The sequence below is a fragment of the Acidovorax sp. genome (assembly GCF_027492855.1).
GTDB lineage: Bacteria > Pseudomonadota > Gammaproteobacteria > Burkholderiales > Burkholderiaceae_C > Acidovorax.
In genome coordinates this window covers 50,857-69,114 of sequence record NZ_JAPUDY010000008.1, presented here as the reverse complement: position 1 = coordinate 69,114, position 18,258 = coordinate 50,857, and the positions used below count along the sequence as shown (strand labels likewise).

The following is an 18,258-nucleotide window of genomic DNA, read 5'->3' as shown; positions in this document are numbered from 1 at the left end:
CCTTGATGCCGTGTCCGTGATGCAGCCCCCGCCTCCTCCTCCACCCCGGCGCCCTGCGGACGTTGAGATGGCGGGGCCGTTTCCGCCGGATCTGCACGACGTGCGCCACCTGTGGCTCAAAGCAGTGCTGCTGCTGCTGTGGGCCCTGGTGTCGTTTGGCACCACCTACTTCGCCAGAGACCTGCAGGTGCTGGTGTTCGGCGGCTGGCCTCTGGGTTACTGGATTGCAGCCCAGGGCGCCGTGCTGGTGTTCATCGGCATCGTGGTGGCCTACGGCTGGGCCATGAACCATTTCGAGCGGCAGGACCTAGCCCGCCGCGAAGCGCTGGAAACTCCGCCCGCCAGCGCCACAGACCGCAGCCATGGCTGAGCAAAAGCCAGGCAGTGCCGACTCCGACCGCGCCTATCTGTGGCGGTTGCATCGCATCCTGGCGTTGTATGTGGTGGGGGTGCTGGGTTTTCTGGCCCTGATGACCTGGGCCGAGCGCCAGGGCTTGTCGCGCCACTGGATCGGCCCGATTTTTTTGTTTCTCACCGTGATGGTCTATGCCGGCATCGGCGTGTATGGCCGCACCACGGACCCCGAGGACTACTACGTGGCGGGGCGGCGCATTCCGCCCATGTACAACGGCATGGCCACGGCGGCCGACTGGATGAGTGCCGCGTCCTTCATCAGCCTGTCAGGGGCGCTGTACCTGCAAGGCTTCTCGGGCACGCCAGGGCAGGCCGGTGGCCTGGCCTACCTGCTGGGCTGGACTGGCGGGTTTTGCCTGGTGGCGATGCTGATTGCGCCGCACCTTCGGGCCATGGGGCTGTACACCGTGCCCGACTTCTTTCACGTGCGTTTTGGCGGCCGCTGGCCGCGCATGATTGCCGCGCTGGCGGCGGTGCTGTGCTCTTTCACCTACGTGGTGGCGCAGATCTATGGCGTGGGGCTGATCGCCTCGCGCCTGACCGGTGTGCAGTTCGAGATCGGCATCATGCTGGGCCTGGGGGGCGTGCTGCTGTGCTCGTTCCTCGGGGGCATGCGTGCCATCACTTGGACGCAGGTGGCGCAGTACGTGGTGCTGTTGCTGGCGTTCATGATCCCGGTATCGTGGCTGGCTTACAAGCAGTTGGGCAACCCATTGGCACCGCTGGTATATGGCGAGCAGATCAGCAAGATTGCCGACCTAGAGGCCCAGTTGCTGGATTCCCCCGCCGAGCACCAGGTGGTGCAGGCCTATCTGCAGCGTGCCAAGGATTTCGAGGCGCGCCTGGAGGATGTTGAAGGAGCGTTGGAGCGCGAACGCGAGAAGGGGCGGGAGCGTGTGCGTGCCCTGCGTGCCCAGAATGCCGATGTGGGCCTGATCGTCTCGGCCAGCCGCGAATTGGCCGCGCTGCCGCGCGATGCCGTAACCGCCCGCGAACGCTGGACCCGCGAAATGCGCGAAAATTACGAGCGCGCCCGTCCCCTGGGCGGGTTGCCGCCGCAAAGCCAAGCTTATGTGGGCGACCCCAACGGCACCCCGCAAGAGCAGAGCGATTACGAGCTCACGCGCCGTAACTTCCTGGCGCTCATGTTCTGCCTGATGGTCGGCACGGCAGGTTTACCGCATTTGTTGACCCGCTATTACACGTCGCCCTCGGTATCGGCAGCGCGCGCATCGGTGGGTTGGTCGCTGTTTTTTATCGCCTTGTTGTACCTGAGCGCACCCGCACTGGCCGTGCTTGTGAAATTCGAAGTCATGCAGAACCTGGTGGGCAGCAGTTTCGAAACCTTGCCCAATTGGATGGCGCAGTGGGCGCGAGTGGATAGCTCTTTGTTGTCGGTGGAAGACGTGAACGGCGACGGCTTGGTGCAGTTCGGCGAGATCCGGCTGGGTGCCGATCTCATCATGCTCGCCACGCCCGAGCTGGGCGGACTGCCGTATGTGGTGTCAGGGCTCGTGGCAGCCGGGGGCTTGGCGGCGGCGCTGTCCACCGCCGATGGCTTGCTGCTCACCATCAGCAATGCGCTGGTGCGTGACTTGTACTTCCAGGGCACGCGGCGCCGGGCCTCACCTGAGCAGCGGGTGATTCTGACCAAGTTCACCTTGCTCGCTGTCGCTCTGTCGGCCGCCTTCGTGGCCGCGCTCAAGCCGTCCGAAATTCTGCCCATGGTGTCCGCATCGTTCTCGCTGGCGGCGTCGGCCTTCGTGCCCGCCATGGTGCTGGGTATTTTTTGGCGCGGCACCACACGGCAGGGCGCGGTGGCAGGCATGCTCGGCGGGCTGGCGGTCACGGTGTACTACATGCTGTCCCATGTGTCCGCCCTGCAGGTGCTTCCCCGCTGGTTGTTGGCTGACGGGCTCTGGTTCGGCATCCAGCCGATCTCCGCAGGCGTGTTTGGCGTGCCGTGTGGTTTGCTGCTCACGCTGGTCGTGAGCTGGCTGACACGGCCTGCGCCAGCGCTGCCACGTATCCGGTCTGAGATGTGAGCAGGATCAAAGTTAAATTCGAAATGTCATTTATTTGTGTGTAAACCCCGATTTCCATAGGGGTCAAAACATGGGATTCTGGTTTGCATGCGGTGTCCATTTGCTACAAGGGCGCCGCAGCCAATGCAACAACCAGGAGAGGCATGGTTCTCGTCAAAACCCAGGCTGGACAGGATGCACTCAAGAATCGCCATGGCAGTTTGAGTTCGCGCCAGCGTTCGGCCTTCATTCTTTTTGATGGCAAACGCAGCACGGGTGAAGTCCTGGCTGCCACCGCTGCCATGGGGATTACGCAGGACGATGTGGACCTGATGATTGCGCAGGGCCTTCTTGGACCACAGTCAGGCCAGCCCCTTGCAGTTGCTGCAGTTGCCACCGTGGAGGCCGCTGCCACCGATCTGGGAACCATTGCTTCTTCCGAAGAAGGTTCTGGGCGTTCTCCCAAAGAGCGCTACCAAGCGGCTTACCCGGTGGCCACTGAACTGACGGCGAGCTTGGGCCTGCGTGGCTTTCGCCTCAATCTGGCGGTGGAAGGGGCGGGTAGTTTCGAAGACCTGGCAGCTTTGGCGCCCAAGATCCGCGAAGCGGTGGGCGATGCCAAGTTCGAGCGATTGGACAAGGCATTGTTCGACTGACCCGCACTCGGCGGTCGAGGGCCTGACCCCGCCGCACCAGCGCTTCTTTTCCCTTCATCGTTTCTGGCAAATACACATGCCGGAGTTGTTTTGCGCCAGATCGTCGCCATCGGGGCGCTAGGCGCTGGCTGAACGCCTCAATACTGGCGGTTCCGGCCCTACGCATTCACCGGGAACACCCTAGGGCCGCTGCGGCCCTGCGCCGATAATCTTCAGCCATCAACACCCTGCGGGGCCAGGAGACCAAGGAATGACAGGGATGAATGTCAGTCAGCGCATTGCCGCCAGTTTTGCGTTGATCATTGCCGTGATGCTGGGCATGGCCGCCACGTTCTATGTCCGGGCTGAGGCAAATCAGATAAGGGCGCAGCGGGTCAAGCAATTCGATCTGGAGGGCGTTGTCGTGGCTGCGCGTCTGCGCTCGGCCATCAACGAGCACCATTTGATATCGCAGGATCTGGTCTTCAACAGCATCGGTCGCGATGTGCGCCAGAACGGTAGCTTCAAAGTGGCCAGCGAGAAGCTTGCGGCGGCAGCCGATGAAATCAAAAAAGGCTTGGAAGCTTATGTACCGACCATCTCCCTAAGCGAAGACAGGGATACATTCCGAGAACTGCAAGCTGATTGGAAAATCTACCTTGAGCGCCAGCAGCAGTTGATGGCGCTTCTTGAGAGCGGTCAACAAGCTTCGGCACTGCAGCTTTCCAGGCAAGAGGTCGAACCCGCTTGGCGCAAGCTGCGCGGAGACTTGATGAACATGGTTGATCTGAACCAGCGGGAAATCGTCAAGGCCATGGATCAGGTGGAGCAGATTTCCACCGACAACAAGCGCTTGGCCCTGTGGGCGTTGTTGCTGGCTGTGGGTCTTGCCGTTGTCTGTGGTGTGCTTCTGAGCCGCTCCATACGGGAGCCCATCCAGGACATTCTCGCTGGCATGAAGCAGCTGGGCAGCGGCGACCTTTCGGGCCGCCTGAACCATGGCCGTCGCGATGAATTCGCGCGCATCGAGGAAGGTTTCAACGCCATGGCCGATTCGCTGCGTGACCTGGTCTCGCAGACGCAGCGCTCGGCAGTGCAGTTGACGACCTCGATCACCGAAATCGCGGCAACCTCCAAACAGCAGCAAGCCACCGTCACCGAAACAGCGGCCACAACCAGCGAGATTGGCGCCACTTCGCGCGAAATCTCTGCGACTTCGCGAGAGCTGGGGCGGACGATGCGCGAGGTTTCTGCGGCCACCGAGCAGACCGCGACGGTGGCCGGTGCCGGTCAGATGGGTGTGGCACGGATGGCCGAGGTGATGCATCAGCTGACCGGCGCCGCCGAACTGGTGAGTGCCAAGCTGGCGCTGCTCAACGAGAAGGCTGGTGGCATCAACCAGGTGGTCACCACCATTGTGAAGGTGGCAGACCAGACCAATCTGCTGTCGCTGAACGCAGCGATTGAGGCGGAAAAGGCCGGTGAATATGGCCGCGGGTTCTCTGTGGTGGCGACCGAGGTGCGCCGCCTTGCCGACCAGACGGCAGTGGCGACCTACGACATCGAGCAGATGGTGCGTGAAATCCAGTCTGCGGTGTCGGCTGGCGTGATGGGCATGGACAAATTCTCTGAAGAGGTGCGCCGAGGTAATGCCGAGATGGGCCAGGTGGGAGAGCAACTCTCGGAGATCATCCAGCAGATCCAGGCCCTGGCACCGCGCGTGCAATTGGTCAGCGAGGGCATGCAGGCTCAGTCCGGTGGCGCCGAACAAATCGAGCAGGCGCTGAGCCAACTCAGCGAGGCCAGTACCCAGACGGTCGATTCGTTGCACCAGGCGGGCCTTGCGATTGATGGCATGAACGATGTTGCGCACGCCCTTCGCCAGGGTGTCATTCGCTTCAAGGTCTGATTCATGAACGAGCGCGCTGGCGGCGAATTGCATCTGCTGTTCAGCCTGGGGGCTGACCGCTATGCACTGCCTGCGTCTGATGTGGACGAGGTGCTGCCGCTGCAGCGACTGAAACAATTGCCTGAGGCGCCGGCCTGGGTAGCGGGCTTGCTCGCTTGTCGTGGTGAGATGGTTCCGGTGCTGGATCTGTGCCAGCGCGTGCTGGGACGACCTGCCAGCGCGCGCACCAGCACGCGGCTGGTTGTGGTTCAGCACCCTGAGGCTTTCCGTGGGTGCAGGCTCGGTCTTTTGCTAGAACAGGCCAGCCGGTTGCATAGGTTGCAGCGCGAAGACGCCAAGCCGGTGGATCTCGCAGGCCAGCCCGACTATCTGGGGGCTGTGCAGGCATCCGCACCACATGGTTTGGTGCAGCGCATCCGCGTTGCCGGCTTGTTGCCGCCCGACGTGGCGGAATTTCTGTTGAACGCCGATGGTTGAACGCATCGAACAACTGCTGAAGATGCTGATCGGCCTCGATGTCGATGCGATCGGCCGCAGCGCGTTGGAGCGCGCGCTGCGTGAACGCTTGGCGGCCAGCCAGCTCGACCCGGCGGGCTACTGGGATCTGCTAGAACGCTCGACAGCCGAGCAGCAAGCGTTGATCGAGGCCGTCGTTGTGCCCGAGACCTGGTTCTTCCGCTATCCAGAGGCCTTTGCACTGCTGGTTGAGCGCGCCCGCGCGCTGCGTGCGGCGCGTGGTGCGCAGCAGCCGCTGCGCATTCTTAGCCTGCCCTGCTCGACCGGCGAGGAGCCCTATTCGATTGCGATATGCCTGCTGGACGCGGGCTTTGCGCCGTCCGAACTGCACGTTGATGCTTTCGACGTGAGCCTGCGTGCGCTCGACATCGCCGCCGTGGCACGTTATGGCGCCAACGCCTTTCGCAGTGCCGACCTGGGTTTTCGCGAACGGCATTTTCGTGCCGAGGACCGTAGCCACCTGCTGCTCGACCCCGCGCGGTCTCTGGTGAACTTTCGATCTGGCAACCTGCTCGATGTGGGCCTAGCGCTGGAAGCGCAGAGCTACGATTTTGTGTTTTGCCGCAATTTGTTGATTTATTTCGACCGGGAGACGCAGCTGCGGGCACTGGCGCGGCTTGAGCGTTGGATGGCGCCGGAGGGGTTGCTTTTTGTTGGCCCCGCCGAGGCAGGCATGATCAGGCAACAAGGCATGCTGGCGGTGGACCGCGCGCACAGTTTCGCTTTCAACAAGCGCCGTGAGATGGCCGTGGCACCGCCACCGGCGCAGCGGCCTGCAGACCGCCCCGTGGCGGCCGTGCGGCCGCCAGTGCGCGTGGCCGCAGCCGCCGTGCGACGGGCGCCAGTCCCGGCTGAGAAGGTGGCCACCGCCTTGCCAGATCCCGCCGCACAGACCGGCTTGGCGCAGATTGAGCGCTTGGCAAACACTGGGCGGGTGGCGGAGGCGTTGGCAGCCTGTGCCCAGCAATTGCAGCGTTTCGGCCCTTCGGCCTCGCTGTTTTATTGGTGGGGCCTGCTCTGCGACAGCGACCATCGTGCCGCTGAAGCGGAGCGCTATTACCGCAAGGCGCTGTACCTGGAGCCACACCATCCCGAAGCTTTGGCCCATCTGGCTGCGTTGCAGGCAGCGCGTGGTGACCAAGCGGGTGCGCTGCGCTTGAAGCAGCGGCTGACTCCTTCACCGAGAGGGCGCCATGCAAACCGCTGAAGCCCAGGATTTTGATGCCTGCTGGCAGCGCATTGGTGTGCAGGGCGACCGCACTTGCGAGAGGTTGGCCGTGCATGTGCACTGCCGCAATTGTGAGCGCCATGCCGAAGCGGCGGTGCTGCTGCTTGATCGCTACACGTTGCAGCTGCAAGACGCTGGCGGAGGACAGGCTGAGGCCGCTTCGGCGGCTGCGGTTCGCCCGGCGCTGCTGTTTCGGGTCGGCCAGGATTGGCTGGCGCTCGATCCGGCCCGTTTGATGGAGGTGGCGCCAACCAGCGCCATCCACAGCCTGCCACACCGCCACAACCGCGCGTTGCTGGGTGTCTGCAATGTGCGCGGCGTATTGGTGCCCGCGCTGGCCCTGGGCCCCTTGCTGGGCCTGGAGGCGGCAACCGCCGCGGCCGCGCCCGGCGCGCGGCCGCGCCATTTGATCCTGGATGCTGCCGGGGGAGCGTTGGTGCTGCCGGTGGATGAGGTTGATGGCGTGTTGGCCATCCCCGAAGACCTGCTGATGCCGGCCCACAAGAACAGCAGCCTGGCAGTGAGCCGGTTGGCATTGCATGTCTTTCAGTGGCGGCAGGGAAGCGTTACCTGGCTTGATGCGCAGCGTCTCGTGCAGGCCATGCAGGAGAGCCTGGGATGAGTCTGGAGGAGTACAAAGACCATTCGATGCTGGAGCTGTTCCACATGGAGGCCGAGGCGCAGACCGAGGTGCTCAATGCGGGCCTGATGGCGCTGGAGCGCGAGCCCTCGGATCCTGCGTCGCTGGAGGCCTGCATGCGGGCGGCGCATTCGCTCAAGGGCGCGGCACGCATTGTGGGGCTGGACGCTGCGGTGCAGTTGTCCCACCGGATGGAAGATATTCTGGTGGCAGCCCAGCAGGGCGATCTGCACCTGAATCCAGAGCGCATCGATGCCCTGCTGCGCGGTGCCGACATGCTCTTGCGCCTGAGCGGCGGCGAGGCGGCCGATGGGTTGCCGGGCCTGTTGGCGCACCTGGAGGGCACGGGTGCGCCAACGCAGACCGAGGTGAGTCCGCCGGGGGGGGAGGCGCCCCCTGCAGCCGCTGCTGGAGAATTGCCGGAGCCTGCCGAGATGGCGCCGGAGCAGCGTGAGCGCGTCCTGCGTGTTTCGGCCGAGCGGCTTGACTTGCTGCTCGACCTGGCTGGCCGGTCGCTGGTGGCCGTGCAGCGGGCGCAGCCACTGGGCGAGCGGTTGACGCGGCTGCGCAGACAGCAGCAGCAGGTCGGCCAGTCGCTGAGCGGGCTGCGCGAGGCGCTGTTGGGCCACGCGCTGCCGCCAGCGGCGCAGGCGCTGCTGTCCAGCGCCCGCAACGGGCTGTTGGAAGCCGAGGCCCAGTTGCAACGCCTCAGCACCGAACTTGACAACTTCACCTGGGATTTTGGCCAGCGCAGCCACCGGCTCTACGACGCTGCGCTGGCGTCGCGCATGCGCCCCTGCGCTGACCTGATGGCCGGCAAGGCGCGCATGGTGCGTGACCTGGGCCGCCAGCTCGGCAAGCAGGTGCGGCTTGAATTGGATGGCGAGGGTACGCAGGCCGATCGCGACGTGTTGGAGCGGCTGGAGGCACCGTTGATCCACCTGCTGCGCAATGCCGTGGACCACGGCATTGAACCCCCAAACGAGCGAGTGGCGCTGGGCAAGCCCGCTGAAGGGCGGGTGCGGCTGCGCGCGCGACATTTTGCCGGGCGCTTGTTGCTGGAGCTGGAGGACGATGGCCGAGGGGTCGACCTGGAGCAGGTGCGCGCGGCTGTGTGCAAGCGCGGCCTGGCCAGCGCCGAGATGGCCGAGCGGCTGGGTGAGGACGAATTGTTGGCCTTCCTCTTTCTGCCCGGCTTCAGCATGAGCGAGGTGCTCAGCGAGGTGTCGGGCCGGGGCGTTGGCCTGGACGCCGTTCAGCACGAGCTGCGCAGCCTGCGCGGCAGCGTGCGTCTGCGCCAGCGCGCGGGGCAGGGCAGCCTTTTCCAGTTGGAGTTGCCGCTGACGCTGTCGGTGCTGCGCAGCCTGGTCGTTGAGGTGGGCGGCGAAGCCTATGCGTTGCCACTGGCCAAAGTGGAGCGTGTGCTGAGCGTGGCCCCGGAGGCGATCACCCTGATCGAAGGCCAGCAACACATTTGGCACGAAGGCCGCCACATTGGTCTGCTGGCGGCAAGCCAATTGCTGCAGGTGCCAGGCGTGCCGCGCGACGCGCCAAATCTGCCTGTGGTGTTGTTGCCCGGGCTGGACACCTGCCACGCCGTGGCCGTGGAGCGCGTGGTGGGCGAGCAAAACCTGGCGGTAACGCCCATCGACCCCCGGCTGGGCAGGGTGCGGGGCCTGGCCGCTGGGGCACTGCTGGACGATGGGGCGCCCGTGCTGATTTTGGATGTGGACGAGCTGCTGCACTCGGCGGGCAAGCTACTCGGCGGAGGGCAGGTGGAGCGCGTAGCGAGGCCCGAAGGCCAGGCCGCGTTGGTGCGCAAGCGGGTGTTGGTGGTGGATGACTCGCTGACCGTGCGCGAGCTGGAGCGCAAGCTGCTGAGCAGCCGTGGTTACGAGGTGAGCGTGGCGGTGGATGGCATGGACGGCTGGAATGCACTGCGCGGCAGCAACTTCGACCTGTTGGTCACCGACATCGACATGCCGCGCATGGACGGTATCGAACTCGTCACCCTGCTGCGCAGCGACCCACGCCTGCAGTCATTGCCGGTGATCGTGGTGTCGTACAAAGACCGGGAGGAAGACCGCCGCCGTGGCCTGGAAGCCGGTGCAGACCACTACCTGACCAAGTCGAGCTTCCACGACGAAAGCCTGCTCGACGCGGTGCACATGCTGGTGGGGGACGCACACCCATGAAACTCGCCATCATGGCCGACAGCCCCAGCCTGACCCAGGCCTTGCGCCGCCTGATCGAGCCGCTGCACCAGCAGGCATGGCAGGCGCTCAGCCTTGACGAGGCCAGCCAGCACCTCAGTGCGGAGGAGCCGCCAGATCTGCTGCTTCAGCAGCTCGATAGCGAGGCAGACCTTGAGTGCGTGCGCCGCCTGCAGGCCATCATGCCCTGTCCCGTCCTGCTCTTTACTACCTTGGCGGAACCGCGTGCGGACCTGGTGTTTGCTGCGCTGGGGCTTGGTGCCCGCGACGTGGTGGACCTTCCCGGCCTGGGCGCCAGATCTGACATGGACAGCGAGCGTCTGTTGCGCCGCATCCGCAACATCGGTCTGCTCAGCGGCAGTTTCATGGCAAGCACCGACGCGGCGACGGCATCGGCGCCCTTGCAGGCGTCTGCACCACGTGCCATGGCCGAGCCATGGCCCACCTTGGTGGCGATTGGCGCTTCGGCGGGCGGGCCTGCCACGATCAACACGCTCTTGGGCAACCTGCGCGCCAACTGCCGCTGCGCCATCGTTCTGGTGCAGCATCTGGACGACAGATTCTCAGCCGGCATGGCCGAATGGCTGGCGCGCGAATGTGCGCTGCCGGTGCGGCTGGCACGGGCCCGCGAGGCGCCGCAGCCGGGCGCTGTGTTGCTGGCGAGCGGTAACAGCCATTTGTGTCTGGAGCATGGTGGCGAGTTGGTCTATTCCGACGAACCGGCCGGGTTGCCGTACCGGCCATCGGTCGATGTCTTCATGCACAGCGTGGCCAGGTATTGGCGTGGGCCTGCCGTTGGCGTGCTGCTGACGGGCATGGGTAACGATGGTGCGCAGGGGCTCAAGGCCATGCGTGAACGAGGCTTCACCACCATTGCCCAGGACCGGGCCAGCAGCGCTGTCTGGGGCATGCCCAAGGCGGCGGTCGAAATCAATGCAGCGACAGAGGTGTTGCCGCTGTCGCGTATCGCAGGGCGCCTGCAGGAGCTGTGCCCGTGAACAAGAAACTTGAGGAGAATGCGATGACGACAGGTATCGATTCGAAGCCTGATCGCCCGGCAGGTGCTGACGTTGGTGACGTGATGGTGCTGCTGGTCGATGACCAGGCCATGATTGGCGAGGCGGTGCGGCGCATGCTGGCTGGCGAGGCTGGTATTGATTTCCACTACTGCAACGCCCCCGGCGATGCCCTGGCCGTGGCCGAACGTATCCGTCCGGCGGTCATCCTGCAGGACCTTGTGATGCCGGGTGTGGATGGGCTGGACCTGGTGCGTGGCTACCGCGCTCTCGACACCCTGGCCGACACACCCATCATCGTGCTGTCGTCCAGGGAGGACGCCCGGGTGAAGAGCCAGGCCTTTGCGGCCGGGGCCAACGACTACCTCGTCAAGCTCCCCGACGCCATCGAGCTGATTGCGCGCATCCGCTACCACGCACGTGCCTACATGGCGCTCAAGCAGCGCGACGAGGCCAACCGCGCGCTGCGCCTGAGCCAGCAGCAATTGCAGGAAACCAACCTGGCGTTGCAGCAACTGATGAAGTCCGATGGCCTCACGGGGCTGTCCAATCGCCGCCATTTCGATGAGTTTCTGGAAACCGAATGGCTGCGCGGCCGCCGCTTGCGCAGCGAGTTGTCGCTGCTGCTGATCGATGTGGATCAGTTCAAGCTGTACAACGACCACTACGGCCACGTGATGGGCGATGACACCTTGTGCGCGGTGGCGGGAGTGCTCTCCGAAGTGCGCCGGCGTGCCACGGACCTTGCGGCCCGCTATGGCGGCGAGGAGTTTGCACTGGTGCTGCCGGAGACATCGCTCAACGGCGCACTGCTGCTGGCCGAGAACCTGCGGCAGGCCATCGAGGCACTGGCAATACCGCACCAGGTGCAGCCAGGGGGTTCCGTGGTAACCGTCTCGGTGGGGGTCGCCATGCTGGTGCCGAGCGAAGCCCACGAGCCGGTTGAATTGGTCGAGCGGGCCGACCGCGCGCTCTATCAGGCCAAGAACAATGGGCGCAACCGTGTCGAGGTGGCCCCGGAATAGGCAATGGTCAGTTCGCGCGGCCCCTGCAAGGCGCCGCGGCAGGTTTTCCGGGGCAGCGGCGGACACAAAAAAAGGCCCGAAGGCCTTGTTTTGGTGAGCAAGCTCAAGTAGTTGCTGGTGGGCAGCGGCTCAGCGGCCGACCTTCAGCAGTTCCACGTCGAACTTCAGCGTGGCGTTCGGTGGGATCACGCCACCGGCGCCACGGGCGCCGTAGCCCAGGGCGGCGGGGATGATCAGCGTGCGCTGGCCGCCGATCTTCATGCCCTGCACGCCTTCGTCCCAGCCCTTGATGACCATGCCAGCGCCCAGCGAAAACTCGAAGGGGTCGTTGCGGTCGCGGCTGGAGTCGAACTTGGCGCCTTGCTCGCCGTTGTTGTGGAGCCAGCCGGTGTAATGCACCGACACGTTCTGGCCCTTGGTGGCTTCGGTGCCTTCGCCAACGACGGTGTCTTCGTATTGCAGGCCGGATGCGGTGGTGGTCAGTGCCATGGGGAAATTCCTTGAATGCTATTAAAAATATAGCTTCTAGCGCTTGTGTATAGAGCGCTAGAAGCCAATTCGACCCCTATTTTAGCGAATGCCCCGCGTATGCAGGGGCAGGCGCCATGTGGGCCAGCGAAAGAGGAGGGGCTTAAGCCTTCTTGGCGCGGCCTGCCACCCAGCGGGTGGCAAAGGCCTGCACGTCCGACAGGCGCTTGAGCAGGTCGGCGCCCGAGGGGGTGACGGTGTAGCCGTCGCTGCCGTGGTCCACAAAACCGGCTTCACGCAGCTCTTTGATGCGGGTGTTGAGGGTGTTGGGCGTGATGCCGCCCACGCTGTCTTGCAGCAGGCGGAAGGTCTGGGGGTGGCCGTCTTTCAGTGCCCACAGCACGCGCAGCGCATAACGGCATTCGAGTTTTTCGAAAAGCTGGTTGATGGACGCATTTTCTTTGGAGCTCATGGACGCTTCTCCTCGCGCAAATATTGAATTCAGGTTCGGTGCGGGGGGCTGCTTGCCGGACCCGCTGATGCGCTGAGACTATAGCGCGGAACCCATTTTGCTACAAGTTTAGTAGCTCCGAACGCACGGTACATATGCGCTAAGGGCGAAAAATACGATGTTGCGTATCAAACTGTTGCGACGGGGCCACGGTTTTGGGGCGGTGCTACCCGTGCCCCAGCCCCGCCAGATGACCCACCAGCAATTGAGCGGCTGGAGGAAGGAATTGGGCGCTGCGGTAGCAGATGGCAAACCGCCGCTGGGCCCAGGCGTCACTCAGCGGCACGATGCGCACGGGCGCCAATTGGGCAAACGGCTCCGCCACTTCACGCGGCACCACGCTGATGGCGAGGTTGGCGCGCACCACCCGCAGGGCTGCGTCAAAGTTGGACACCAGCACCCTGTGGGCCAGCGTTCTACCCTCTACAGCGGCCGCGCGCGCCAGCAGCACCTGCACCGCACTCAGGGCGGGCATGCTGACGAACTCATGCTCCAGCACATCGGCAAAGCGCACGCTGTCTAGCTGTGCCACGGGATGCGAGGTATGGGCCACCACGGCCAGGTGGTCGCTGCGGTAGGCACTGGTTTCCAGGCCCGAGAGGTCGGCTGCGTCCCAGCAGATACCAATGGACGCGCTGCCGTCGCGCACGCCCTGCACCACGTCGGGGCTTACGCGCTCTTCCAGGCTCACCTGGATATCGCGGTGCGCGGGGTCTTGCAGAAAAGCCGCTACGTCGTCGGCCAGCGACTCGGCCATGACGGATGCGGTGACTAGCATGCGCACATGGCCGCGCGTGCCGGTGGCATAGGCCGCCATGTCGCGCTCGATCTGCCCCATGCTGGCCAGCATGGTGCGCGCATGCTCCAGCAGGGTTTCGCCCGCCGGTGTGGGCACCACGCCCCGGCGCTTGCGCAGCAGCAGGGGCGTGCCCACCGTGTCTTCGAGCTGCGCCAGCCGTTTGCTGATGGCCGAACCCACGATGGACTCCTGCTCGGCCACACGCGCAATGCTGCGCTGCTCGCACACGGCGGCAAACAGGCGCAGGGTTTGCAGGTCCAGGTCGCGCATGCTGTTGTCTTCAGGTCTTTGGTGTTCCTTTTTGGAATCATATGGCTTCCTAAATGTATTTTCTGATTCTGTTGGGAATTTCTAAAATCCACGGCAGACCTCCACCAGAAAGAGACATCCTGTGAGCACCTTGCCGATTCAGCCAGACCTGCCGCGTGCCGTGGTCCGCGAAGTGGGCCTGCGCGACGGCCTGCAAAGCATTGCCACCGTGGTGCCTACCGCGCACAAGATCGAATGGATCAACGCTGCCTACGCCGCAGGCATGCGCGAGATCGAGGTCGGCTCCTTCGTGCCCGCCCGCCTGTTGCCCCAGCTGGCCGACACGGCCGAGGTGCTGGCCCACGCCAAAACCCTGCCGGGCCTGATCGCCTCGGTGCTCGTGCCCAACTACAAAGGTGCCGAGCGTGCGCTTGAATGCGGCGCCGACCTGATGGTCGTGCCCTTGTCAGCCAGCCACGCCCACAGCCTGGCCAATCTGCGCAAGACGCCTGACGAGGTCGTCGCCGAGGTGGCGCGCATTCGCGCCGCGCGTGATGCCAGCGGCAGCCGCACCCTGATCGAGGGCGGTGTGGGCACGGCCTTTGGCTGCACCCTGCAGGGCGAGGTCGCTGAGAGCGAAGTGCTGCGCCTGATGGTGGCCTTGCTGGATGCGGGTGCCGACCGCGTGAGCCTGGCTGATACCGTGGGTTATGCCGACCCGGCATCAGTGGCCCGCCTGTTTGAAAAAGCGCGTGCGCTGGTGGGGGATCGCCTGGCCTGCGCTCACTTTCACGACACGCGTGGCATGGGCCTGGCCAATGTTTATGCGGCTTGGCAGGCGGGCATCACGCGCTTCGACGCCTGCCTGGCCGGTATTGGTGGTTGCCCGCACGCGCCGGGCGCCAGCGGCAACGTCACGACCGAGGACTTGGTGTTCATGCTGGAGCGCATGGGCGTGGCCACAGGCATCGGCGTGGGTGCGCTGCTGGCGCTGCGCCAGCGCGTGGCGGGCTGGCTGGAGGGCGAGACCCTGCACGGCACGCTGTGGCAGGCAGGGCTGCCGCAGAATGCCGCACCCGCTGCGCTGCGCGAAGCCGCAACCGCAACAGCCTGATCTTCTTATCCATTCTCCGAACATGAACGACACACCAACCGCACCATCGTCCCCCCGCCTGCCGCTCGAAGGCCTGCGCGTGGTGGAGTTCACCCACATGGTCATGGGCCCCACCTGCGGCATGGTGCTGGCCGACCTGGGGGCCGAGGTCATCAAGGTCGAGCCCGTGGACGGCGACCGCACGCGCCACCTGCTGGGTGCGGGCGCGGGCTTCTTCCCCATGTTCAACCGCAACAAAAAGAGTATCGCGCTGGACCTGCGCAGCCCAAAGGGCCTGGAAGTCGCGCGCAAACTGGCCGCCTCGGCCGATGTGGTGGCGCAGAACTTCAAGCCCGGCGTAATGACGAAATACGGGCTGGACTACGCAGCGCTGAGCCAGCTCAACCCGCGCCTCATCTACGTGAACCACACCGGCTTTTTGCCTGGCCCCTACGAGCACCGCACGGCACTCGACGAGGTGGTGCAGATGATGGGTGGCCTGGCCTACATGACTGGGCGCCCCGGCGACCCGCTGCGCGCGGGCAGCAGTGTGAACGACATCATGGGCGGCATGTTTGGCGCCATCGGCGCCATGGCGGCGCTGATGCAGCGCGGCATCACCGGGCGCGGGCAGGAGGTGGACTCGGCGCTGTTCGAGAACAACGTGTTCCTGGTCGGCCAGCACATGATGCAGTACGCCGTAACGGGCCAGCCCGCCGCCCCCATGCCCGACCGCATCTCGTCCTGGGCCGTGTACGACGTGTTCAGCGTGAAGGACGGTGGGCAGATTTTTCTGGCCGCTGTGAGCGACGCGCAGTGGCAGACCTTTTGCGACGCCATGGGCTATGCCGACCTGAAGGCCGACGCCAGCCTGGCCACCAACAACAACCGCGTGCGCGCCCGCCCCACGCTGATGCCCGTGCTGCGCGAGCGTTTGGCCGCACACACGGCGGATGAACTTGCTGCGATCTTCGAACGCCACGGTCTGCCGTTCGCACCCATCCGCCGGCCCGAAGAATTGTTTGACGACCCGCACCTGCAGGCTACGGGCGGTCTGGCCGACATCACGCTGCCCGATGGCGAGCGTGCGGGCCAGACGGCGCAGATCACGCTCATGCCGCTGCGCATGGCGGGCGAGCGGCTCGACGTGCGATGCGACCCGCCCCGCCTGGGCCAGCACACGGCCGAGCTGCTGCAATCCCTGGGCTACACGCCCGAGGATGTGACGGCGCTGCAGGCATCCGGCGCCGTAGCCTGACCTTTTCACCATGCGGCGCAGACCGCAGCCCTGGATTCCATGACAACGACCGGAGACAACACCATGCAAAAAATCACCCCCACCATTGCTTCACCCCGCGCCGTGGGGCTCCTCTCGCGCCGCCAGGCCCTGGCCACCGGCGCGATGGTGCTGGGTGCTGCGACCTGGGGCCTGCCCCGCAGTGCCCGCGCTCAGGGTGACGGCAAGCCGCTGCGCGTGATCATGCCGGTGTCGGCAGGTTCGGGTGCTGATGGCGCCATGCGTGCCATCAGCAACAGCCTGGCCAAGGCGCTGGGCCAGCCGGTGGTCATCGAGAACCTGCCGGGTGCGGGCGGCATCACCGGCACCACGCAGATCGTGCGGGCACCCAAGGACGGCTCTGTGATCGGCGTGGTGTCCAACAACCATGTGGTCAACCCCAGCGTCTATAAGAACATCCCGTTCGACTCGCTGGCCGACATCACACCCATCACTATCCTGGGCGCCACGCCCTTCGTGCTGGTGGCGCATCCCTCGGTGCCTGCCAAAACGGTGCAGGAGCTGATCGCCCTGGCCAAGGCGAAACCCGGCGTGCTCAACTACGGTTCGTCGGGCAACGGCACCATCCTGCACCTGGGCGCGGCCATGTTTGTTGACCAGGCCAGGCTCGACATCAAGCACATTCCCTACCGGGGCATGGGCCCGCTGATGAACGACATCCTGGGCGGCCAGGTGCAATTGGGCGTGGTTGCGGTGGCGCCAGCCGCAGCGCACATCAAGTCGGGTGCATTGCGCGCGCTGGGCGTGACCACGGCCAGCCGGGTGGCGGCACTGCCCGGCGTGCCCACCATCGCCGAGCAAGGCCTGCCGGGCTTCGAGCTCGACGGCTGGATCGCCCCCGTGGCACCCACCGGTCTGCCCAAGGCCGAGTTGGCCCGCCTGTACAACGGCTTCAAGTCCGCGATGGAGATGCCCGAGGCGCGTGATGCGCTGATTGCCCAGGGCTACGAGATCCGGCTCACACCGCCCGAGCCCGCCGCCGCGTTCTTCCGCAGCGAAGCGGCCCGCATGGCGCAGGTGGTGAAGAACGCCAATGTCAAGATCGACTGAGCTGGATCGCCTCGGCATTTCTAGACACTTTTCATCTGGACCATCCGATGTCACATGCCTTGATGGGCTCCCGTGCTCTGAATGCGCCTACCTCGCGGGGATTCGCCCGCGAAACGCCGAAACACGCGCCGGAACGCTGCTGGATCGGCATAACCCACGCGAGTCGCGACTTCGTCGACCGAGACGTTGCTGGTTTCCAGCATGTGCGTCGCATGCGAGACGCGCAATCGCTGAACAAGTTCGTTGGGGGTCATGCCCAGTCCGGCATGCACGCGCCGAGCCAGGGTTCGGGATGAAACTGCTGCAACATTGGCCAGTTCCGCCAGCGTAATTTGTCGGTCCAGGTTGTCGATGATGAAACGCTCAACCTTTTGAAGGGCTGGATCAGACACGCGCAGATGTTCCATCACCATGTAGCGTGCCTGTGAGGGCCGGTTGTCAAGTACGAGGTAGCGGGCTACCCACTGCGCCAGCGAAGGACCTGCGATGCGGGCGATGATCGCCAACATCAGGTCAGCATGGGCAAAGGCCGAACCTGCTGTCAGTGCACCAGGCGCTTCGACCACCATTCGGTCCGCCGCCAATGAGACGGCAGGAAACCGGCGAGCGAATGCAGCGGCGAGCCACCAAGTTGTGGTTGCCCGCTGGCCGTCTAACGCCCCCGTTTCGGCCAACAAAAACGTGGCCGAGCAAGACGCTGCGAGCATGACTCCTTTGCTCGCCGCGCGCCCCAGGGCCGCAGCGCCACGCTGGGTATCGTTTTGGGACAGCAGCCGTTCGATCGAAGTTTCGGTAGCGGAAAACCACCCTGGCACCACAAGGACATCCGATGCCCCCATGCCGCGCAAGCTGAATGCGCCATCAACAGCAATGGTGCGATTTGCCCCGGATTGCACCGGCTGGCCATCAAGCGACACCACGCGCTGGCGCAGCAGCTTGGCCGCGTGCGGCGCATCAACCACGCCACTGGCAGCCAAACGCGCTGCCGAACCCACGATGTCGATTCCCACGCCCAGAGAGCTTTCCGCCACACCGTCGAATATCAGATGGGTAATCATTGTGGCAATTATGGACCTAACATAGTCATTTATGCCACTTCCCGAAATTTGATCGACCGCTACGCTTGCGGGTATGACTACCTTTGATGCGAATGCGCGCCTTGCCCAAATCC

At 64.7% G+C, this 18,258-nt stretch carries 17 protein-coding genes; 13 read left to right on the top strand and 4 right to left on the bottom strand.

Features of this window, described 5'->3' with window-relative positions; translation table 11 throughout:
- The first annotated feature begins 19 nt into the window (after positions 1-19).
- The 10 genes from Q0105_RS01210 to Q0105_RS01165 all read left to right on the top strand — a co-directional run bounded on the left by Q0105_RS01210 (position 20) and on the right by Q0105_RS01165 (position 11,620).
- Positions 20-370 carry a sodium/substrate symporter small subunit gene (locus Q0105_RS01210; RefSeq protein WP_298207891.1) on the top strand — a complete coding sequence of 117 codons (351 nt, stop codon included), beginning with the start codon at positions 20-22 and terminating at the stop codon, positions 368-370.
- Positions 363-2,459 carry a VC_2705 family sodium/solute symporter gene (locus Q0105_RS01205; RefSeq protein WP_298207889.1) on the top strand — a complete coding sequence of 699 codons (2,097 nt, stop codon included), beginning with the start codon at positions 363-365 and terminating at the stop codon, positions 2,457-2,459. The genes Q0105_RS01210 and Q0105_RS01205 overlap by 8 nt, the downstream gene beginning before the upstream one ends.
- A 143-nt stretch (positions 2,460-2,602) precedes the next feature.
- Positions 2,603-3,094 (top strand): hypothetical protein, encoded by a 492-nt coding sequence (locus tag Q0105_RS01200; RefSeq protein ID WP_298207887.1) that lies wholly within the window; start codon positions 2,603-2,605, stop codon positions 3,092-3,094.
- Between the two features lie 250 nt (positions 3,095-3,344).
- Positions 3,345-4,982: a methyl-accepting chemotaxis protein gene (locus Q0105_RS01195; protein ID WP_298207885.1), complete on the top strand. Its 1,638-nt coding sequence runs from the start codon at positions 3,345-3,347 to the stop codon at positions 4,980-4,982.
- Positions 4,983-4,985: 3 nt separating this feature from the next.
- On the top strand, positions 4,986-5,459 hold the full coding sequence (locus tag Q0105_RS01190; protein WP_298207883.1) for a chemotaxis protein CheW: 474 nt from the start codon (positions 4,986-4,988) through the stop codon (positions 5,457-5,459).
- Positions 5,452-6,705 (top strand): protein-glutamate O-methyltransferase CheR, encoded by a 1,254-nt coding sequence (locus Q0105_RS01185; protein ID WP_298207881.1) that lies wholly within the window; start codon positions 5,452-5,454, stop codon positions 6,703-6,705. The genes Q0105_RS01190 and Q0105_RS01185 overlap by 8 nt, the downstream gene beginning before the upstream one ends.
- Positions 6,692-7,348 carry a chemotaxis protein CheW gene (locus tag Q0105_RS01180; RefSeq protein ID WP_298207879.1) on the top strand — a complete coding sequence of 219 codons (657 nt, stop codon included), beginning with the start codon at positions 6,692-6,694 and terminating at the stop codon, positions 7,346-7,348. The genes Q0105_RS01185 and Q0105_RS01180 overlap by 14 nt, the downstream gene beginning before the upstream one ends.
- Entirely contained in the window at positions 7,345-9,561 is a 2,217-nt protein-coding gene (locus tag Q0105_RS01175) for a hybrid sensor histidine kinase/response regulator (RefSeq protein WP_298207877.1), read from the top strand. The genes Q0105_RS01180 and Q0105_RS01175 overlap by 4 nt, the downstream gene beginning before the upstream one ends.
- The gene (gene cheB / locus Q0105_RS01170; protein WP_298207875.1) at positions 9,558-10,577 is read left to right on the top strand and encodes a chemotaxis-specific protein-glutamate methyltransferase CheB; all 1,020 of its coding nucleotides are present in this window, start codon (positions 9,558-9,560) and stop codon (positions 10,575-10,577) included. Before Q0105_RS01175 ends, cheB begins: the two co-directional genes overlap by 4 nt.
- Before the next feature lie 23 nt (positions 10,578-10,600).
- Positions 10,601-11,620: a diguanylate cyclase gene (locus tag Q0105_RS01165; RefSeq protein ID WP_298208391.1), complete on the top strand. Its 1,020-nt coding sequence runs from the start codon at positions 10,601-10,603 to the stop codon at positions 11,618-11,620.
- 129 nt (positions 11,621-11,749) lie between these two features.
- On the opposite strand, the gene Q0105_RS01160 is transcribed toward Q0105_RS01165, so the two are convergent.
- The 3 genes from Q0105_RS01160 to Q0105_RS01150 all read right to left on the bottom strand — a co-directional run bounded on the left by Q0105_RS01160 (position 11,750) and on the right by Q0105_RS01150 (position 13,668).
- The gene (locus Q0105_RS01160) at positions 11,750-12,109 is read right to left on the bottom strand and encodes an FKBP-type peptidyl-prolyl cis-trans isomerase (protein ID WP_298207873.1); all 360 of its coding nucleotides are present in this window, start codon (positions 12,107-12,109) and stop codon (positions 11,750-11,752) included.
- 142 nt (positions 12,110-12,251) lie between these two features.
- Positions 12,252-12,560 carry a winged helix-turn-helix transcriptional regulator gene (locus tag Q0105_RS01155; RefSeq protein WP_015013381.1) on the bottom strand — a complete coding sequence of 103 codons (309 nt, stop codon included), beginning with the start codon at positions 12,558-12,560 and terminating at the stop codon, positions 12,252-12,254.
- 205 nt (positions 12,561-12,765) lie between these two features.
- Entirely contained in the window at positions 12,766-13,668 is a 903-nt protein-coding gene (locus Q0105_RS01150; protein ID WP_298207871.1) for a LysR family transcriptional regulator, read from the bottom strand.
- 121 nt (positions 13,669-13,789) lie between these two features.
- Between Q0105_RS01150 and Q0105_RS01145 the strand changes: the two genes are divergently transcribed.
- From Q0105_RS01145 to Q0105_RS01135, 3 genes are all read left to right on the top strand, one after another.
- Entirely contained in the window at positions 13,790-14,761 is a 972-nt protein-coding gene (locus tag Q0105_RS01145; protein WP_298207870.1) for a hydroxymethylglutaryl-CoA lyase, read from the top strand.
- A 22-nt stretch (positions 14,762-14,783) separates the two neighbouring features.
- Entirely contained in the window at positions 14,784-15,998 is a 1,215-nt protein-coding gene (locus Q0105_RS01140) for a CaiB/BaiF CoA-transferase family protein (protein WP_298207867.1), read from the top strand.
- Positions 15,999-16,142: 144 nt separating this feature from the next.
- The gene (locus Q0105_RS01135; RefSeq protein WP_298208389.1) at positions 16,143-17,087 is read left to right on the top strand and encodes a tripartite tricarboxylate transporter substrate binding protein; all 945 of its coding nucleotides are present in this window, start codon (positions 16,143-16,145) and stop codon (positions 17,085-17,087) included.
- A 50-nt stretch (positions 17,088-17,137) separates the two neighbouring features.
- On the opposite strand, the gene Q0105_RS01130 is transcribed toward Q0105_RS01135, so the two are convergent.
- On the bottom strand, positions 17,138-18,145 hold the full coding sequence (locus Q0105_RS01130; RefSeq protein WP_298207865.1) for a helix-turn-helix domain-containing protein: 1,008 nt from the start codon (positions 18,143-18,145) through the stop codon (positions 17,138-17,140).
- Between the last annotated feature and the right edge of the window lie 113 nt (positions 18,146-18,258).

Bases quoted from the DNA above. Each gene is read 5' to 3' on its own strand.
- Q0105_RS01190 (WP_298207883.1), top strand. From the start codon at position 4,986: ATGAACGAGCGCGCTGGCGGCGAATTGCATCTGCTGTTCAGCCTGGGG.
- Q0105_RS01140 (WP_298207867.1), top strand. From the start codon at position 14,784: ATGAACGACACACCAACCGCACCATCGTCCCCCCGCCTGCCGCTCGAA.
- Q0105_RS01185 (WP_298207881.1), top strand. From the start codon at position 5,452: ATGGTTGAACGCATCGAACAACTGCTGAAGATGCTGATCGGCCTCGAT.
- Q0105_RS01165 (WP_298208391.1), top strand. From the start codon at position 10,601: ATGACGACAGGTATCGATTCGAAGCCTGATCGCCCGGCAGGTGCTGAC.
- Q0105_RS01150 (WP_298207871.1), bottom strand. From the start codon at position 13,668: ATGCGCGACCTGGACCTGCAAACCCTGCGCCTGTTTGCCGCCGTGTGC.
- Q0105_RS01155 (WP_015013381.1), bottom strand. From the start codon at position 12,560: ATGAGCTCCAAAGAAAATGCGTCCATCAACCAGCTTTTCGAAAAACTC.
- Q0105_RS01130 (WP_298207865.1), bottom strand. From the start codon at position 18,145: ATGATTACCCATCTGATATTCGACGGTGTGGCGGAAAGCTCTCTGGGC.
- Q0105_RS01195 (WP_298207885.1), top strand. From the start codon at position 3,345: ATGACAGGGATGAATGTCAGTCAGCGCATTGCCGCCAGTTTTGCGTTG.
- Q0105_RS01200 (WP_298207887.1), top strand. From the start codon at position 2,603: ATGGTTCTCGTCAAAACCCAGGCTGGACAGGATGCACTCAAGAATCGC.
- Q0105_RS01210 (WP_298207891.1), top strand. From the start codon at position 20: ATGCAGCCCCCGCCTCCTCCTCCACCCCGGCGCCCTGCGGACGTTGAG.
- cheB (WP_298207875.1), top strand. From the start codon at position 9,558: ATGAAACTCGCCATCATGGCCGACAGCCCCAGCCTGACCCAGGCCTTG.
- Q0105_RS01135 (WP_298208389.1), top strand. From the start codon at position 16,143: ATGGTGCTGGGTGCTGCGACCTGGGGCCTGCCCCGCAGTGCCCGCGCT.
- Q0105_RS01160 (WP_298207873.1), bottom strand. From the start codon at position 12,109: ATGGCACTGACCACCACCGCATCCGGCCTGCAATACGAAGACACCGTC.
- Q0105_RS01205 (WP_298207889.1), top strand. From the start codon at position 363: ATGGCTGAGCAAAAGCCAGGCAGTGCCGACTCCGACCGCGCCTATCTG.
- Q0105_RS01180 (WP_298207879.1), top strand. From the start codon at position 6,692: ATGCAAACCGCTGAAGCCCAGGATTTTGATGCCTGCTGGCAGCGCATT.
- Q0105_RS01175 (WP_298207877.1), top strand. From the start codon at position 7,345: ATGAGTCTGGAGGAGTACAAAGACCATTCGATGCTGGAGCTGTTCCAC.